Raw genomic sequence first — 17,943 nt, forward strand, 5'->3', positions numbered from 1 at the left:
ATGAAAAGACTTTTCCTTATTATTATAGGTATGATCTGCCTTGTGTCTGCACAAGCCCAACTGGCCGATCCTGTACACGTTTCCACACAATTGAAAGAAACCGGCAACCAAGAAGCCGATATCATCTTTACCCTCAAGATTGACAATGGATGGCATGTGTATTCCACTAATCTCGGCAATGGAGGTCCTATCTCCGCTACTTTCAATACTGTAAAAATTCAGGGAGCCACACTTGTAGGAAAACTTAAGGCCAAGGGTAAGGAACTTAGCAAGTTTGATCACCTCTTTGACCAACAGGTTCGCTATTTCGAACATACCGCCACCTTTGTGCAGAAGATTCGCTTCACCCAAGCCAACTACAGCATCGACTGTTATCTTGAATACGGAGCATGCAACGATGAAATGTGTATGCCGCCGTCAAGTGCAAACTTCAAGACAAGTGGTAAAGCCACAATCGTTGACAACGCGAATAAAGAAGAACAGACACAAAAGTCCATTGACAATGCCAGTACGCTGAGCGATCAAAGCACAGCTAAGGACGACAGTATAGCCATTGACAGTACTGCTAATACATCCGCAGCAACAGACACTGCAGCAGTAGCAGGCAATGCCCTTTGGACTCCTATCACCCAAGAATTACAATCGTTCGACAATACCACTCCCGATGATTCACTGCTATACATCTTCCTGGCAGGACTGCTTGGAGGGTTCCTCGCACTACTTACACCTTGTGTATGGCCCATCATCCCAATGACAGTGTCCTTCTTCCTCAAACGCAATAAAGAACGTACGAAAGCCATCCGCGAAGCATTGACTTATGCACTGAGCATCATCATCATCTATGTAGCATTGGGACTGCTCGTCACCGCCCTCTTCGGTGCTAATGCCCTCAATGCCTTAAGCACCAATGCATGGTTCAATATCTTCTTCGCCCTATTGCTCATCGTCTTTGCAGCATCTTTCTTTGGCGCTTTCGAATTGACCTTGCCCTCGTCATGGTCCACCAAGATTGACGAAAAAGCCGACCAACTTTCCATGCGCAAATCATTCTTCACAGCGCATCTCTCCATCTTCCTGATGGCATTCACCCTGGTACTGGTATCATTTTCTTGCACTGGTCCTATCATAGGTTTCCTATTGGTAGCTGTTTCTACCCAAGGCAATATACTTGGTCCCACGCTCGGTATGTTGGGATTTAGCATCGGACTCGCCATTCCCTTTGGTGTGTTCGCCCTATTCCCCTCATTGCTTAAATCAGTACCTAAGTCAGGCGGATGGATGACCACCATTAAGGTTGTATTGGGATTCATCGAATTGGCATTTGCTATGAAGTTTCTCAGTGTAGCCGATCTGGCATACGGTTGGCGCTTGCTTGACCGTGAGGTATTCCTATCAATATGGATTGCCCTCTTCGCTCTGCTTGGTGCTTATCTTATAGGATGGCTCCATTTTTCCGGTCATGGCCCTGCCGACAAGTCAGAAGGAACTCCCATCCCACAATTCTTCCTTGGTCTGATCAGTTTTGCCTTCACCATCTATATGATACCTGGATTGTGGGGAGCTCCACTGAAAGCCATTAGCGCCTTTGCGCCACCCATGTTCACACAAGACTTCAATATGCAATCAGGCAAAACCGTTGAAGCTGTTTATAAGGACTACGAACAAGGAATGGAAGCAGCACGGGCACAAGGTAAGCCTGTCATTATCGACTTCACAGGTTTCGGTTGTGTCAACTGCCGTAAGATGGAAGCGGCAGTATGGAGCGATGCCAATGTAGCAAAACGATTAACAGACGACTACATTCTCATCTCGCTGTATGTTGACGACAAGACACCATTGGCACGACCCATTGAAGTGAACGACGGCAAACGCATGCGTACATTACGTACTGTAGGCGACAAATGGAGTTTCCTACAAGCAAGCAAGTTCGGCGCCAATACCCAGCCGTTCTATGTTTTGCTGACCCCCGACGGTCATGCACTTGCTCCAAGTCGCTCCTATAACGAAGATGTGAAACAATACACCGATTGGCTCGACAACGGATTGTCACGCTTTCGTGCGAAATAATTGTCCTCTTTAGGATATATTAGGAAAATACCTAAGCTTTTTAGGACTTTCCCCCTCCGTAATCCAATAAATATATGTATCTTTGCATCACATAACAGACAAAAACAACAACGACTATGAGAAAATTTATCCTAATATTGTTGGCTACCGTCATGGCTATGCCGACATTTGCACAGTACCAATCCAATCGCAGCCGCAGCCGCTACAACCACAACGACACCGAGAGTTACTACGGTATTCGTTTGGGACTGAACTCAGCCAGCACGAGTTGTGACGATGCACCCTTTGACCTTGACGCTCGCACCGGTTTAAACATTGGTGCCGTCTATGGTTTGCAGCTCGCCAACAATACTCCAATATGGCTCGAAGCCGGCGCTTACTATGCAGAAAAGGGTGGTAAGAGTCTGTCAGATGGAATCAAAAAAACCTATCGTCTGCGTTATATAGAAATTCCCTGTGTAGTAAAATACAACATCAATGCTGACGATGACTTCTTCCTCCAACCTTTCTTAGGTGGTTATATCGCACTCGGTGTGGGCGGAAAGATAAAAAACTATGCAGACCGCACAACATCAAGTGCATTCGACAGCGACCGTTTCCAACGTTTCGATGGTGGTCTCCGCTTAGGTTGCGGTGCCGAATACAACATGATCTATGCTGAAATCGGTTTCGATTTGGGTATTGCCAATGTGCGCCACGATGATTTTGAAGCAGCTCACACCCGTAGCCTCTTTGTCAACTTTGGAGTAAACTTCTAATTTTCACGGTGATGACATACCGATATAGCAGTGTTACCATCAGCTTTTTTATATATTACAAACAATTAAAATGACACTATATCCCCAAATGATTATGGATGCACTGCAGACTGTGACGTATGCAGGCACCAAGAAAAACCTTATTGAAAGCGGTATGGTGGCCGATCAACCTGCCGTTGCCGCACCGTCTGCAGACAATGAACCCTGGCGCGTTCATGTAGTGCTTGAATTTCCACGTGACACCGACCCATTTCTTAAATCAACTGTCAAGGCAGCCGAGGCAGCCATTAAATACCATTGTGGCAAAGACGTTGTGGTAGAGATTACCACCGAATTCAAATCAAAGCCACGTCCTGAGGTTGGCAAACTATTACCACAAGTTAAGAATGTGGTAGCAGTAAGTAGCGGTAAAGGCGGTGTGGGTAAAAGTACTGTTTCAGCAAACCTCGCTATCGCCTTGGCACGTCTGGGCTATAAGGTAGGTCTGCTCGATGCAGATATTTTCGGACCTTCTATGCCAAAGATGTTTAATGTAGAGGATGCACGTCCATATGCAGTAAATGTGGATGGTCGCGACCTCATTGAACCTATTGAAGCCTACGGTGTAAAACTTCTGTCTATCGGATTCTTTGTTTCACCCGAAACAGCCACATTGTGGCGTGGTGGCATGGCAAGCAATGCCCTGAAGCAACTTATTGCCGATGCCGATTGGGGAGAGCTCGACTATCTCATTCTCGATACCCCACCGGGTACAAGCGATATCCATCTTACTCTATTGCAGACACTCGCTATCACTGGTGCTGTAATCGTTTCGACCCCCCAGCAGGTAGCTTTAGCAGATGCTCGTAAGGGAATCGACATGTATCGCAACGAGAAAGTCAATGTCCCCATTCTTGGTCTGGTAGAGAACATGGCATGGTTTACTCCTGCAGAATTGCCCACTAACCGATATTATATTTTCGGTAAAGAAGGTTGCAAACAGTTGGCAGAAGAGATGCAGGTTCCGCTCTTGGCACAGATACCCCTTGTACAAGGCATCTGCGACAGTGGCGACCAAGGCACTCCGGCAGCTCTCAATAGTGACAGCGCAACAGGCATTGCATTCATCAATCTAGCACAGGCTGTTGTAACTGTAGTGAACCGCCGCAACAAGGAACTACCCAAAACCGAAATCGTTGGTGTCAAAAAATCATAATCTACACACTTATACCGACGTAATCTATCATTAGATACAGCTAAATCTATAACAATCTCCCCATCATACCCCACATTAACGTGGAAGATGATGGGGATTTTGCATAATAATTATAAAAATATGTACGATTTACTTGTTTTCAATCTTCTTTCGGGTCACCAGTAAAAGTGTGTGGATTAGGCATAGATCTTCATTAGTCTGAAGAGAAAGAACTAACGGTCAATGCATGCGGGCTGGCAACAGGCATTCCGCTAAGAGTCTATACTGTTCCATTTTGTTCTAACGTTTACTCTATAAACGCACACCTGCTTGCTTTTATTGTGCTATGCTATCCACACGCTTTTGAAAGTGACCCATAATATATGGAAATACTGCATCCGTTGATCAACGAATGCAGTATTTGGTAGATCATATATGCAGGACATTTGATTCGTAAATCTGCTACCACACTATGATTATCCTTTTATCTCAAATCAGCTATTTTCCATTTTTCTCTTCCTCATATCTTGTAGTCTGTCAAAGATATGGCGACGCATCAAGAGTATCTGATAGCGATAGACAAGGCATGCCAACACAAAATATACCAGTACTTGCAGCCACAGCACACGGTATTCGGTCAATACATCGCTGAGGGTAGCCCCCATTGAGTTCATGCGAACATAGGCACGGATACCAAAGGTAGAGGGGAATATCCATGAAATACCCTGCAAAAAGCCAGGAATATTAGACTGAGGCCACGAAACTCCACTGAGGAACAGAAGGGGAACACTGGCAAATACCACCAAGAGCATAACATTCTCACGATAACGCACTATGCATGATATGGTGATGCCAAAGAAAATACAAGCTAAAATATAGGGTATCAGCATGGCAAGAAGATCCTGCCAATGGGCCAGACATGGGAAATCAAATATTCTCGGCACTACAACGGTGAGGTATGTGCCCATAATGGCATAAATCATGAAATAAGCCAATCCTTTGCCCATAACAATACGGAAAATGCCATGATAGTGTTTCTGTATAGGTACTAAGTCTTCAAAACGGTTTGTTTCGCGTGCAGAACCGGCAGACAAGCCAATACCCAATGCTAATGTCTGCTGTAGTATGAGAATCAGCACTGCTGGTAATATAAAGGATCCGTAACCTCCCGATGGATTATAAATCGGTTGGGCATCATAGTCAAGCGGTTGGGTCAGTATTTCTTCTTCCCGTTGGGTATATTTACCCGACAATCTGACTTGAATTTCACCATTCATCTGTTGGGTCACACTGATAGCTGTCATATATGCAGCCTTATAGGTCAACATTGTACTCATATCGCAGAATACAGCCACGGCTGTCTGTTCCATGCGATTCAAACGCGACTGGAAATCTGCAGGTATATGATAGATGGCACGTGCAACTTGTCGCCCCACAAGATTCTTGGCCTCATCCATATTTGAGGCATAGCACACCACCTTTACATCCGGTGTAGCATTGCAGGAACGTATAAATTGACGGCTGGCAGAAGAATGTGAATCATCTACAACTACAACAGGCACTTCACGTACTACCTCATTGTTATAGATCCAAGAATAGAGCAGCGGATAGCCTAAGGGCACAAGGATAAAGAAAATGAGCACACCCTCGTCTTTAAAGGTCTGGCGCATCTCATCCTTCCATATGAGACAAGCGTCGTATATACCACTGATTATGGTTTTGAATAGTTTTTTCATCATAGCGCGTCAGGGAATATAGACATAGTTCAACATGGCATTGCGAATCTTTGGCGCCACCAATATGGGCAACAAGGCGAAAGCAACGAGAACTGCAATATGCGACCATGCATCTGCCAACGGATAGTCGTTGAAGATACATGTCTGATAAATCATAAAATAATGGCGCAATGGAAAGAGCCATGCCAGCGACTGCAAAGCACCATCCATAGCCATGGCAGGAAATGCAGATCCTACCATTGAGAAACTTAGCACTGCCCACAGCGAACAGGTACTCATCGACATACGCAGAGATGGCACAAGGCCGAACATAAAGATACCGAAACCTAAAGAAGAAAATACTTGCAACAGTGTGAGCATGATAATGCGCAGTGTTCCACCCGGATGTGGGAAACCAAGTATGCCATAGACATAGTAGGCATAAGTCATGGTGAGTATCAGAAATACAAGGGCATGTGGTGTGAATTTACCAATGAGAGCCACCCATGCCTTATTGTCAGCCATCTCCATCCATTGTTTAGAGCGTCCAAACTTGAGTTCCGTGCCAATAGAATATGGAGTGATAAGAAACATGAAGAGCATCATCAATCCTGGCACAAGCATAGTGGAGAGATAGACATTATAGTCTGTTGTCGGATTGTTGAGCGGATGCAAATCGACCTTTATGGGTTGCAGAAAGGTTTGTGCTTGTTCGTCAGTAAATCCCTTGGCAAGCAGTGTGGCCTGACCGACAGCAGCCGATGCCAATGTAGAAATAGTTTTAAGATCACTGAACAACAGCGAGCCTGCCACCAAAGAAGTTTGCGTATAATAGAACGACATCTTCGGCTGCCGGCTTGCCATCAGATCATCTGTTGTGCCTTCGGGTATATAAAGAAAGGCATAGATTTGATTTTCCTGTATTGCTTTTCGTGCCTCAGCCACACTGGGATAACGCGCCACAACATGTGATGTCTGGAAGGCATCGAGCCGACGAATAATGCTACGCGTAGTAGAAGAATTATCGAGATCTACCACTCCAACAGGCATTTTGAGCGGTTTCCCCTCATACAGCATTGCTGTGAAAAAAAACATCACCAACAGAGGAAATACCACCATACAGAGCCAATAGATGTGGTTGTGGCAGATAATGCCACACTCACGCACCGCAATTCCGTATATTTGTCGAAGCTGTTTCAAAATATCATTTAAAAAGTATGTTATTTTCCGTTAGTCCTGAATGACAAGCGACATGCCCGGACGTAATCCTTCAAGTGGCTGTGTGGGACGTGCCTTTACCTCAAAGGTTTTCAAGTCATACTGACCGTTGGCTTTAGTTGCCTTCCATACAGCATAGGACCCCTGGTCTTTCATATAATAAACCTTCATGGGAATAGTTTTGTTGAAAGCTGGTACATAGGCATTGAAGGTCTTGCCAACAGCAAGTCCACCCAACTGGTCCTCACGCACGTTGAAGGTGCCCCATAGATCGCTCATAATAGAAATGGTCATGATGGGGGATCCTGTGCCAACGAGTTCGCCGACTTTTGGATAAATATTGCTGACCTCACCCTCCATTTGGGCAATCTGAACAGTTTCATTAATATAAGAGGTAACTTCCTGAACAGCACCCTTGGCTCTGCCAACAAGTGCTTGTGCTGCCTGTTTTTCTTCACGACGTGCACCATTTCGAGCCATATTATACTGACTCTCTGCAGCTTTAGCCTGAGCCTCCATGGCTTTATAGTTGGCAAATGCTTCATCGCGCTTTTGGGCGCTCATCACACCTTCATCAAAAAGGCGTTGCACACGTTGATATGACTTCTGTGCAATATCAAGTCCTGCCTTGGCCTGTTGCCATACTTGGTAGGCACCTTGTATCTGTTCCTGTCGCGCCCCGTTACGTGCCATTTCCTCTTGGGCGGCGGCAGCATTCTCTGCACTCTGAGCCTGTTCCATCTTGGCACGTACTTCTGGGGCATCTAAAATAGCGAGTGTATCACCCACTTTGACATAATCCCCCTCTTTGACACGAATTTCAAGAATACGTCCAGGAACCTTGCTTGACACTCGGTATTCACTAACTTCCACCTGTCCTTGGATGTTTTCCTTTTCATGGCTGAAAGCGAAGAAGCCGATAATTCCCACAACCACCACAACTGTAGTGAATCCCAGGATGGCTAATAGTACGTTGTTATGTTGTGATTTTGCTGACATAATATCTTTCTCCTATTTTCTATCTTTATTGTATCGTTTATTCTCTCTTAATTTTCCAATGTACCAAGTGCTTTCTGCATATTGGTTTGACTGAGGCGCACATCAATCTCTGCATCAATCTTCTGAGACTGCGCCTGAAGCCAAGCAGTCTGTGCCTCCATCACTGTAGTGGATTGGATGACACCTTCACGAAATCCGAGATTTGCAGTACGAAGGTTTTCTTCCGCCTTGCGCGTACTTGCCATAGCCAGTTGAAGTTTCTTGCTTGCCTCATTGAGTCGGAATGAACTTTGGCTAACCTGCAGTTCGATTTTCTCTTTCACTTCTTCGAGTTCGAGCGAGGCAATAGCAGATGCGCCCTTAGCAGCACGCACCTTATAGGTCACATCTCCCCAATTCCATACAGGAACTCGTACCAACACACCAACATTCCACACTCCCCCAAATTTGCGTTCGAAACCATTGAAGAGATTAGGGTTGCTAACAGCATATCCACCAACTATAGCCACCTGAGGCAGGTTGCCAGCCTTTAGGAGTTTGACAGATTGTTGTGTCATATCAAGGGTATTGCGCAACATGCGAATTTCCGGACGCTGTTCAAAAGCGACAGCAACATCGGCTTTTGCACAAGAGGTGTTCTGAGCAATATTCTCACTTTCCTCATCAGCGAGTGTAACACTTCCATTCATCGGCAGTCCACACAACTGGGAAAGATACATCTTTGCCAGTGTCAATCCGTCATTGACTTTCGAAAGGGTCATCTCTGCTTCATTGACTTTCACACTAACGCTAAGTCCTTCGGAGCGAGTAGCCACACCTTCTTCTATCATCTTCTGTACATCACCATCAAGCTTTTTGACGAGGTCGAGATAGCTCTGGGCCAATTTCTGCTTATGGCGGAGCGAAACAACCTGCCAGTAGGCTTGATCAATGCTATAGAGTGTGAGTTGTCGTTGAGCATGCGCACTATTGGCAGCCAACTGCTCACCAATATCAGCCATACGGTTCATAGCGGTAATAGCACCACCCATATAAACAGGTTGTGTCACCATGATGGCTCCAGCCCACATGCTCCGAGTATCGGTATGGAAAGCATCTACAATACCAGCGCCCACTTGGTTGAGCGATCCTGCCAAACTTCCTATACCTGCAGTAAGTTGTTGTTGGATTCCCTCAGGAGTGAATCCCAACTGTCCAAGTTGTTGCCATACACCTTGTGGTACAGCCTGCAACAACTCGTTAGCCTTTCCGCCAATTCCTGCTGTCGCATTGGTACCCATATTACCAAGAGTTTTCTTCTGATCATCACTGAGAAGTGATATTTCGCGGCTTGTGTATTCATAACCTGCCAAGGCACTGACACGTGGCAGATATTTCGTACGGGCAGACTTGCGCATATTGGCAGCTATGTCTTGTTTGACATGTGCCACAGCCAACTGTTTATTGTTGCTGAGTGCCAAAGCTCTGCAACTGTCTAAGGTGAGCGTCGTTTGTGCTCCGACAGGCAAAGCCACGCAAGTAGCTAATAGATATCCTGTAATACGTTTCATAAATAATATAAAAAGGTCTATCTGCTATTATTTCTCAAGTTCGATGGTACGTGTACCAATCTCATGTCCATCAGCAATAACCTGCACACGATAAGAACCGGGTGTGAGTGTAGTTTTCGGAGCATATACTTCTATAAGCTTTTCTTCACCAGTATATTCCACATCTTTTCTTGCAGTGCATGCAATCTGCTGTCCTTCAAAGTTGCAGCGTTCACCAGCTCCCAATACATTACCCGCAGGTGTCAGTACTCTAACATAAATAGTACGCATACCATTCTGAGCGGTCACATTGCGTGTCAAGACAAAACGCACCTTCATTTGGGTAGATCCACCAATTTTATGAGGATGTTTAACACGATCCCGAGAACTTGATGAAAAAGCTTTCTTATAAAGCATCACAATATCTATATTAGCTGCATTCAGTTGGGCAGCAACGGCAACCTTTTCAGAGAGCGACATATTATCAGAAGCCAATGCCATATTCTGCTGATTAGACTGTGCAAGTTCTCCACGCACGCGATTATTTTCATTCATCAGCTCTGCATTGAGTTGGTTGAGTGAGTCAATCTGTAGCACATAGCTACGCAAAATGTTACGCACCTGCGCGAGTTCCTTTTTCAAGCGTGTAATCTCTGCGGCATCATCAGATTTTGTCTTCTTCAGTTCAGCAAGAAGTTGTTGGGTGCGTTCCTGTTCGCGAGTCAATTGTTCTACGATAGAGTCATTATTGATACGCGTTTTCATTTCATTATATTGGTCGGCGAACTGCTGATATTCGTTTTCCATTTCCTTTTTGTCGAGAGCCGCCAATTCCTGCATATCCTTGTTGGCTTGTTTCTCTTGATTCAAACTGATGGCGAGATATGCCACGCCACCGATAAGCAATAAGATGACGATGACCACCACAGTATTTACAACTTTCTTGTTCATGTTATGCTATTTAAATGATAAAATTCTTCTGTATGACATGCAAAATTAAGGATTTTCTACGAAACGACAAAGGAAAATCGGCCTATCCACAATGCAATCCGTTTATTTTTAATAATATTACGGAAAAAAAGAACAATTTTAGCATTTCTTTGAACTCTGTATCGTCAATCTATTAAATTCAAGTATATAGTCAGAAGAAAAATCGGGATTTCTTTTGTTTTCCGACTAGTTAATTGTAACTTTGTCGCCGAAAAAGAGAAACAAGAAAGATGTATCAACGTAACATAAGACGTAAATGGACGATAGTTCTGGCTGTATTTGCCTTCACTTTCGTCATGCAACAGGCATTTGCCCAGCATACTACCCACAACGATTCTGTTGCCGCTACCGTGAGCGACACCATCGATAACGATTCTGCAATGGCTGTCATCGATGCCGACTTAAACGCTATGGACCCTACCGCTCAAGGAGGTGGTGGTCTCCACAAGATGCTAAAACAGAAATTTATTGAGGGCTCAGCAGGTTTCATGTCACTCGTAGCATTAGCGCTCATTGCAGGACTGGCTTTCTGCATCGAGCGCATACTCTACCTCACCCTATCAGAAATCAATGCGAAAAAGCTATTGAAAGACATTGATGAGCGGTTAACAGCCAATGATGTAGAAGGTGCCAAGACTCTCTGTCGCGAGACACGTGGTCCTGTGGCAAGCATCTGCTATCAAGGATTACTCCATCAGAAAGAACCACTCGACCAGATAGACCGTCAGCTCACCAATTACGGTTCTGTACAGATTAGCAATATGGAAAAGGGGTGTTCGTGGATTAAGTTCTTTATCGCCGCCGCACCGTCTTTGGGATTTCTCGGAACCGTAATAGGCATGGTAATAGCATTCGACCGCATCCAAACGGCAGGCGACATCAGTCCAACCATTGTTGCAGAAGGCATGAAAGTGGCACTTATCACCACCATCTTCGGTATTATAGTAGCACTCATTCTGCAATTCTTCTACAACTATATACTCTCCAAGATAGAACATCTCACTTCGCAGATGGAGGAAAGTGCCATCAGCTTGATAGATGCTTTATCTAAATACAAGCAGCAGCATGACTAATATTGGTGATTACCTACTGGCAGAAGTCATATTGTGGTTCATTTATGCCACAATAATCATCGTGGCAATAGTCATGGTATGGTCAGTAGTGCGCTCGTTGCGCAACCGCACAGATAGCATTGCTGAAAGCAACCGAGTACCCAGCCGAAAAATTGCTTATGGAGTTGCTATCACCACCCTGCTCTTTCTGACCATTGCCTGTCTTGCTGGATCTTCTACTCCCATAATCATCAACGGCATTAGCTACACAGACCGTTTTTGGCTAAAGACCACCGATGGTCTCATCACAGTATCCTTGATCATGATGGTTGTGGCAGCATGTTTCGTTGCCTATGGTCTGTCTGGCATAAACCGTCGTATCCATCAGAAAAAATAATTTGCCGTCTATGTTCATCCGTCGTCATCACCATGAAGTTCCACCACTGAACACCACGTCCACCGCCGATATTTCTTTCATGTTGCTGGTGTTCTTTCTCATGACATCATCGATGAACAGCGACAAAGGTCTCTCGCGCCAACTGCCACCAACTAAGTCAGAGCAATCAGCCACCACCGACATCAATCGCAGTAATGTACTCCAAATTCATCTTGATGCAAACGATGCACTGTGGATTGACGGACAAACAGTAGCTGACGAACAACTGCAACACGAAGTAGAATCCTTTTTGGCAAGCAGACAGAGCCAACGTTTCATGATAGAGGTAACCACAGATCGTCGCACATCATACGATGCCTATTTCAACATGCAGAACACCATTGTGGCAGCATTCCATACCTTACGTGAAACAATGGCACAAAAGCAATTCGGCATACATTTCACTCAGTGCAACGACCAACAGCGTAATATCATCACCCAGCGTTATCCCCTGCGCATCAGTGAAGCAGTAACCGATAATATCACGATACCTACTTCACCAAAAGCAACGTCAGCAACAGAGAAAGGAGGTCGCCCATGAGTCGTTTCCGCCGTCATAAACGCGAGATGCCAGGTCTCAACCTTGCATCCATGCCCGATTTGGTTTTCACCGTATTGTTCTTTTTCATGATAGTCACCCACATGCGTGAGGACAATATCAGAGTTCGCTTCACTGTGCCTCAAGGCACCGAACTGGAAAAAACTGAGCATCGAGGCAGTGTCATCCACGTATATATCGGCCATCCCACCGATAGTCAAGGAAACAGCAACAATAATGAGACCCGCATACAGGTTAATAGCAAGAGTGTAACCATAGATCAACTGCCGAAAGCCATTGCCACAGAGCGCGACCACATGTCGTCAGAGGACCGCCAACACATGGTGGTCAGTATTCTTGCAGATAGCCAAACCGACATGGGACTTATCAGCGATGTTAAGCAAGCATTGCGCCAAGCTGGTGCACTCAGAATCAACTATGCAGCCACAAATCGCACCGACGAAACAGGCAATGAGTAATAATCTAAAGGAAAAACGCACAAAAATACTATAAATTATTGCAACTGTCGCTATTTTTTCATAACTTTGCATACAAATAGTAAAAAGTAGAAAAATGGCAATACAAAAACTCGACAATTTGGATAAACAGATATTGCGAATGATCGCAGAAGACGCACGTGTACCATTCCTTGAAGTGGCCCGAGCCTGTGATGTGAGTGGCGCTGCCATTCACCAGCGCATTCAGAAGCTCACCAGCATGGGGGTACTCAAAGGTTCACAGTTTATCATCAATCCAGAAAAGATAGGATATGAAACTTGCGCCTATATCGGACTCAACCTGAGAAATCCTGAGAAATTTGACGATGTAATGGTCGAACTTCAGAAGATTCCAGAAGTAACAGAATGTCACTACACCACGGGTAATTTTGATATGTTCATCAAGATTTACGCCAAGAACAACCATCATCTGCTCAACATCATCCATGACAAACTGCAGCCGTTGGGATTGGCCTCATCAGAAACTCTGATTTCTTTCAACACAGTCTTTGACAGACAACTTCCTGTAGTTGATTTCACCGAGGAGCAAGATTAAAAACAAATCATTCCGATAGTAGCCGATACATTCGGTCTATCGGAACGATATATCAATAAACTCGGATTACGACCGAACATAATCCACAAAAGCGTACGCAAAGGCATGTTTATCATCCTTTGCGTGCGCTTCTTTCTTTTCTACTTTCCAATCACTATAGTCAGGAAAGAAGGCATCGGCTTGTTGTGGCGTGTCATCAATCTCTGTCAGACACAACCGGTCAGCTTTGTCAAGTGCCTGCTCATAAACACTTGCACCACCAAGAATATAAACCTGTTCATCTGGTTGACAACTGGCCAGTGCCTCATCAAGCGTTGCATAAACATCACAACCAGGAATCTCCTTAACCGTACGACTCAACACAACATTGCGGCGATTAGGCAGTGCCCCTTTCGGCAAACTAAGGAATGTGTTACGTCCCATGATAATGGTATGTCCTGTTGTCAATGCCTTAAAACGTTTCAAGTCATTGGGCAACCAATAGAGCAATTTGTTTTCAAGACCTATGGCCCGATTACGCGCCACAGCAGCTATAATATTCAATGTCATACGCTAACCTCCGCTTTAATATGTGGATATGGATCGTAGCCTTCCAGTTGAAAATCCTCATACTGGAAATCGAATATACTCTTCACATCAGGGTTTATCTTCATCACAGGCAATGGGCGCGGTGTACGTGTCAGTTGCAAACGCGCCTGATCCAAATGATTAAGATATAGATGTGTATCACCTGTGGTATGGATGAAATCACCAGGTTTGAGTCCTGTCACCTGTGCCATCATCTGCAACAGCAGGGCATACGATGCGATATTGAAAGGTACACCGAGGAAAGTATCTGCCGAACGCTGATATAATTGAAGTGACAAACGACCATCTGCCACATAAAATTGGAATATCGTATGACAAGGAGGCAATGCCATCTCATTAACTTCCGCCACATTCCATGCCGATACTATCATTCTACGAGAATCCGGATTGTGTTTGAGTTGATCTACCACTTGACTGATTTGGTCAATCACTCCACCATTATAATCGGGCCATGAGCGCCACTGATGTCCATAAACAGGTCCGAGTTCACCGTTTTCGTCAGCCCACTCGTTCCAAATGCGCACACCATTATCTTGTAGATATTTCACATTGGTGTCCCCTTTAAGAAACCAAAGCAGTTCGTAGATGATACTCTTCAGATGTAGTTTTTTTGTTGTCAGCAGTGGGAATCCATCCTCCAGATTATAGCGCGATTGTGTTCCAAAGATGCTGATAGTACCCGTTCCTGTGCGGTCTCCTTTTTGGGTTCCTTCGCGCAGTATGCGGTCAAGTATGTCTAAGTATTGTTTCATATTCGTTAGGTATGTAGGTTGTTCTTATTTTCCATTCTTTAGGATATAGATTGTTGGCACGATTACCTATATTTTTGGCGAGTCCGAGCAGATGTCCCTCAAAGCAGATACCAACCATACCGCGTGGTACATCTGCACCGAGGGTAATGGCCTCGTGGCGCAGATAAGCCATAGCCTGTTGATAGTTCACCTCCACCTTTACCATATCAGGTTGTGCTTTGGGGCAATAGATGATATTGAGATTCTGTTGCGACTTGCGCAAAGACTTCAACGAGTGTCCTTGTTGCCATGCCCCGCCCTTACGCAACACACAAAGGAACAGTCCTTCGCCTTTGCTGATTCCGGGAATGAAGCGATATACAGGCTGTGAGAATCCATCAAGTAGCGAACCGGTGATATTCCATGCAGCATCCACCTTTACGGGTAGCACCTCAGCTCCCAGTTCATCCATCATCCATTGTATATTCTCCTCATCTTCATGAGTATTAAATGTACAGGTACTATATATAAACAATCCACCATCTGCCAGACAACTCCAAGCATCTGCAACTATTTCACGTTGCAAACGGGCACACTTCTCAACATTCTGCATACTCCATTCGCGTATGGTGGCCTCATCCTTACGAAACATGCCTTCGCCAGAACAGGGCACATCACACAATACCACATCTGCTATCATCTTCGCCCGACGGTAGTCGCGTGGAAAATTGTTGGTCACGAAATGGTCAGCATATCCCCATTTCTCCACATTCTCAGCTAAGATATTGGCGCGATTGCGCATCGGTTCATTGGAAAACATCACACTGCCTGCAGCCAATGCAGTACGTGCCAACAACGACTTTCCACCAGGAGCAGCACAGAAATCTATCATCACTACGGGTGCGTCAGGCACCCATTGCTGCATGACAGTATCGAGAAACATCGATCCTGCCTCCTGCACATAGTAGCACCCTGCATGCAGCAAAGGATCGTAAGTAAAGTTGGGGCGTTGTGGCAAATAATAGGCATTGCGACACCACGGCACCCGTTCACCATCTGCGGTAAGTTCTTTTGCCTTTTCCGGATTCAGTCTGATACTCACAGGAGCATCCGTTTCAAAAGCCTTAAGATAGCTATCGAAGCGTTCTTCGCCCATCGTACGACGGGCCATATCGGTAAAATCTATGGGTAACTGTGTCATTTGCTTGCAAAATTAAAAAAAATATTGCACCTTTGCAACTTATTGCGTAGCTATCACGTCAAACAATCGAAAATAAAACAAAAACAATAGAAAATAAACAAAAACAAAAGGAATACAGCTATGAGAAAGTTACTATTCACCCTGGCATTTATCGCCACACTCACCACATCAGTGCCAACTATGGCGCAGAAGCATCGCCACACGCCCCGTACGCAAGAGTTGGTAGATACCACATCTTCCGCTGCAACAGCTATTGAAGCCTACTCCGACACTACGGCAACAGCGACAGATACCATCACCAGTTACAACAACAATAGTAGCAATGCCCCCTTTGCCAGTTTCGACTACGATGGAGGCGATGAAGGATTCGGTGCAAAATTTGTCATTACCGTCTGTTTCATACTCTTTGTCTTAGCCCCCATATCAATCATCGGCCTCATCTTCTATTTCATCCGTCAAAGCCGAAAAGACAAAATACGCTTGGCAGAACTGGCTGCGCAAAACGGACAACCCATTCCCACCGACCTGTTGCGTTCTGCCAAAAACAGCAATGCCAACTATGCTCCCGGTGTACGCCAATGCTGTCTGGGCATCGGACTGTCCATATTCCTCGGCATCATCATGGACGAATTAGGATTCGGCATCGGTGCCCTCGTATTCTTCATCGGACTCGGCAAGATTATCAGTGTGTATCTCACCAAAGACAAATCGTTGCCCAATGCGCCCGAAACAAACGCCAGTGCACTTGACCCTGCACAAGATAACAATCATGCGCAGCACTAAGATCTATAGGATTAGGCATACGAAACAATACATCCAAGTAGAGAAACCATATATCCAAGTGGAACAAGAAAGCAGATAAAGCAATGCAGTCACTCACCGATTTTGCACTCGTCACACAGGTCACTATGATGGGCAACCGCCGGGCATTCGACCAGCTCGTGGTGCGCTATCAGTCACCTGTGCGGCGATTCTTCCTCCATCAGACGCTTGGCGACGAACCGTTGAGCGATGATTTGGCACAAGACACCTTTATCAAGGCGTGGCGCAACATCGGTTCGTTTCGCGCCATGTCGTCCTTTCAAACTTGGCTGATACGCATTGCTTATAATGTATTCTACGATTATGTGCGCAGCAGAAAAACCACTTCCGACATTGACAACGTGGCAGAGCCAATGACCAACGGCAACAGCAATCCATCGCTACAGATGGATCTCTATCATGCCCTATCACTGCTCAAGCCCGACGAACGCACCTGCATTACCCTCCAATTGGTCGATGGCTACAAGATAGACCAAATAGCCAAGATCACCGACATGAAGGAGGGAACTGTAAAATCCATCCTCTTCCGAGGAAAAGAAAAACTAACCAAATATCTGAAACAAAATGGCTATGGATAGAAAAGACGAACAACTCTTGCAACAATTTTTCATAGAAGCTTCACAACAGACTATTGCAGACAATGGCTTTAGCGAACGTGTCATGCGCCGGTTGCCCAATCGTGCCAACTGGTTCAATCGTGTGTGGACATTGGGTTGTATCCTTATAGCTATAGCATTGCTTCTCATGAGCGATGCCATCACTATCGCCAAGACCAACATAGAAGTATTCACGCAGTCACTACTGAACGGAGGTCTAATAGAAATGTTGCCCACCATCAGCATGTTGATATTTGGACTCGCCATCGCTGGCGCCTACGAACTGTATGTTTGCGTGAAAGAGAATCTATAATCCTTGAAGCTCTCCTTAAATATCTCGCGCATACGCATGTGCGCGAGTCACTCATTTTGTTACCACCGACCACCTACTACCGCAACCTACTATCTTTCAGCATTTTGTGTAATGCTAACAACTTTTCCATCGACCACCGACCGACCACCAATTTCCCCATTTC

19 protein-coding genes are annotated in these 17,943 nt (G+C 45.2%); 11 read left to right on the plus strand and 8 right to left on the minus strand.

Annotated elements, in window-relative coordinates; translation table 11 throughout:
- The 3 genes from CIK93_RS11790 (at position 1) to CIK93_RS11800 (ending at position 4,020) form a co-directional block, all read left to right on the plus strand.
- The gene (locus CIK93_RS11790) at positions 1–2,067 is read left to right on the plus strand and encodes a protein-disulfide reductase DsbD (protein ID WP_094447469.1); all 2,067 of its coding nucleotides are present in this window, start codon (positions 1–3) and stop codon (positions 2,065–2,067) included.
- Positions 2,068–2,183: 116 nt separating this feature from the next.
- The gene (locus tag CIK93_RS11795; protein WP_094435689.1) at positions 2,184–2,825 is read left to right on the plus strand and encodes an outer membrane beta-barrel protein; all 642 of its coding nucleotides are present in this window, start codon (positions 2,184–2,186) and stop codon (positions 2,823–2,825) included.
- Between the two features lie 70 nt (positions 2,826–2,895).
- On the plus strand, positions 2,896–4,020 hold the full coding sequence (locus CIK93_RS11800; RefSeq protein ID WP_094390638.1) for an Mrp/NBP35 family ATP-binding protein: 1,125 nt from the start codon (positions 2,896–2,898) through the stop codon (positions 4,018–4,020).
- 473 nt (positions 4,021–4,493) lie between these two features.
- On the opposite strand, the gene CIK93_RS11805 is transcribed toward CIK93_RS11800, so the two are convergent.
- The 5 genes from CIK93_RS11805 to CIK93_RS11825 are packed head-to-tail and all read right to left on the minus strand — an operon-like array spanning position 4,494 to position 10,411.
- Complete coding sequence (locus tag CIK93_RS11805) at positions 4,494–5,735, minus strand: ABC transporter permease (RefSeq protein ID WP_371327159.1); 1,242 nt, start codon at positions 5,733–5,735, stop codon at positions 4,494–4,496.
- Between the two features lie 9 nt (positions 5,736–5,744).
- On the minus strand, positions 5,745–6,914 hold the full coding sequence (locus tag CIK93_RS11810; protein ID WP_094447470.1) for an ABC transporter permease: 1,170 nt from the start codon (positions 6,912–6,914) through the stop codon (positions 5,745–5,747).
- A gap of 30 nt (positions 6,915–6,944) precedes the next feature.
- Complete coding sequence (locus CIK93_RS11815) at positions 6,945–7,931, minus strand: HlyD family secretion protein (RefSeq protein ID WP_094390640.1); 987 nt, start codon at positions 7,929–7,931, stop codon at positions 6,945–6,947.
- Between the two features lie 47 nt (positions 7,932–7,978).
- Entirely contained in the window at positions 7,979–9,481 is a 1,503-nt protein-coding gene (locus CIK93_RS11820) for a TolC family protein (protein WP_094390641.1), read from the minus strand.
- Positions 9,482–9,508: 27 nt separating this feature from the next.
- Complete coding sequence (locus CIK93_RS11825) at positions 9,509–10,411, minus strand: hypothetical protein (protein WP_094390642.1); 903 nt, start codon at positions 10,409–10,411, stop codon at positions 9,509–9,511.
- 335 nt (positions 10,412–10,746) lie between these two features.
- Here CIK93_RS11825 and CIK93_RS11830 point away from each other — a divergent pair, with 335 nt between their 5' ends.
- From CIK93_RS11830 to CIK93_RS11850, 5 genes are all read left to right on the plus strand, one after another.
- Positions 10,747–11,523, plus strand: coding sequence for a MotA/TolQ/ExbB proton channel family protein (locus CIK93_RS11830; protein WP_094447539.1), 777 nt, complete (start codon positions 10,747–10,749; stop codon positions 11,521–11,523).
- The gene (locus CIK93_RS11835) at positions 11,516–11,899 is read left to right on the plus strand and encodes a hypothetical protein (RefSeq protein WP_094447471.1); all 384 of its coding nucleotides are present in this window, start codon (positions 11,516–11,518) and stop codon (positions 11,897–11,899) included. Before CIK93_RS11830 ends, CIK93_RS11835 begins: the two co-directional genes overlap by 8 nt.
- Before the next feature lie 10 nt (positions 11,900–11,909).
- Positions 11,910–12,479, plus strand: a complete 570-nt coding sequence (locus CIK93_RS11840) for a biopolymer transporter ExbD (RefSeq protein WP_094440396.1) — start codon at positions 11,910–11,912, stop codon at positions 12,477–12,479.
- Complete coding sequence (locus CIK93_RS11845; RefSeq protein ID WP_094390645.1) at positions 12,476–12,955, plus strand: biopolymer transporter ExbD; 480 nt, start codon at positions 12,476–12,478, stop codon at positions 12,953–12,955. Before CIK93_RS11840 ends, CIK93_RS11845 begins: the two co-directional genes overlap by 4 nt.
- A 94-nt stretch (positions 12,956–13,049) precedes the next feature.
- Positions 13,050–13,529, plus strand: a complete 480-nt coding sequence (locus CIK93_RS11850; protein ID WP_094390646.1) for an Lrp/AsnC family transcriptional regulator — start codon at positions 13,050–13,052, stop codon at positions 13,527–13,529.
- Between the two features lie 66 nt (positions 13,530–13,595).
- Here CIK93_RS11850 and CIK93_RS11855 read toward each other — a convergent pair whose 3' ends face one another.
- The 3 genes from CIK93_RS11855 to CIK93_RS11865 are packed head-to-tail and all read right to left on the minus strand — an operon-like array spanning position 13,596 to position 16,049.
- Complete coding sequence (locus tag CIK93_RS11855; RefSeq protein WP_094447472.1) at positions 13,596–14,078, minus strand: dihydrofolate reductase; 483 nt, start codon at positions 14,076–14,078, stop codon at positions 13,596–13,598.
- Complete coding sequence (locus CIK93_RS11860; RefSeq protein ID WP_094390648.1) at positions 14,075–14,869, minus strand: thymidylate synthase; 795 nt, start codon at positions 14,867–14,869, stop codon at positions 14,075–14,077. The genes CIK93_RS11855 and CIK93_RS11860 overlap by 4 nt, the downstream gene beginning before the upstream one ends.
- Positions 14,844–16,049 (minus strand): hypothetical protein, encoded by a 1,206-nt coding sequence (locus CIK93_RS11865; protein ID WP_094447473.1) that lies wholly within the window; start codon positions 16,047–16,049, stop codon positions 14,844–14,846. The genes CIK93_RS11860 and CIK93_RS11865 overlap by 26 nt, the downstream gene beginning before the upstream one ends.
- 120 nt (positions 16,050–16,169) lie before the next feature.
- Here CIK93_RS11865 and CIK93_RS11870 point away from each other — a divergent pair, with 120 nt between their 5' ends.
- The 3 genes from CIK93_RS11870 to CIK93_RS11880 all read left to right on the plus strand — a co-directional run bounded on the left by CIK93_RS11870 (position 16,170) and on the right by CIK93_RS11880 (position 17,780).
- Positions 16,170–16,832 carry a DUF6249 domain-containing protein gene (locus CIK93_RS11870; RefSeq protein ID WP_094447474.1) on the plus strand — a complete coding sequence of 221 codons (663 nt, stop codon included), beginning with the start codon at positions 16,170–16,172 and terminating at the stop codon, positions 16,830–16,832.
- A gap of 83 nt (positions 16,833–16,915) precedes the next feature.
- Positions 16,916–17,449, plus strand: coding sequence for an RNA polymerase sigma factor (locus CIK93_RS11875; RefSeq protein WP_094447475.1), 534 nt, complete (start codon positions 16,916–16,918; stop codon positions 17,447–17,449).
- Positions 17,436–17,780: a DUF5056 domain-containing protein gene (locus CIK93_RS11880; RefSeq protein ID WP_094390652.1), complete on the plus strand. Its 345-nt coding sequence runs from the start codon at positions 17,436–17,438 to the stop codon at positions 17,778–17,780. The genes CIK93_RS11875 and CIK93_RS11880 overlap by 14 nt, the downstream gene beginning before the upstream one ends.
- Positions 17,781–17,943 lie beyond the last annotated feature (163 nt).

The organism is Prevotella sp. P3-92 (assembly GCF_002251205.1).
Taxonomy (GTDB): domain Bacteria; phylum Bacteroidota; class Bacteroidia; order Bacteroidales; family Bacteroidaceae; genus Prevotella.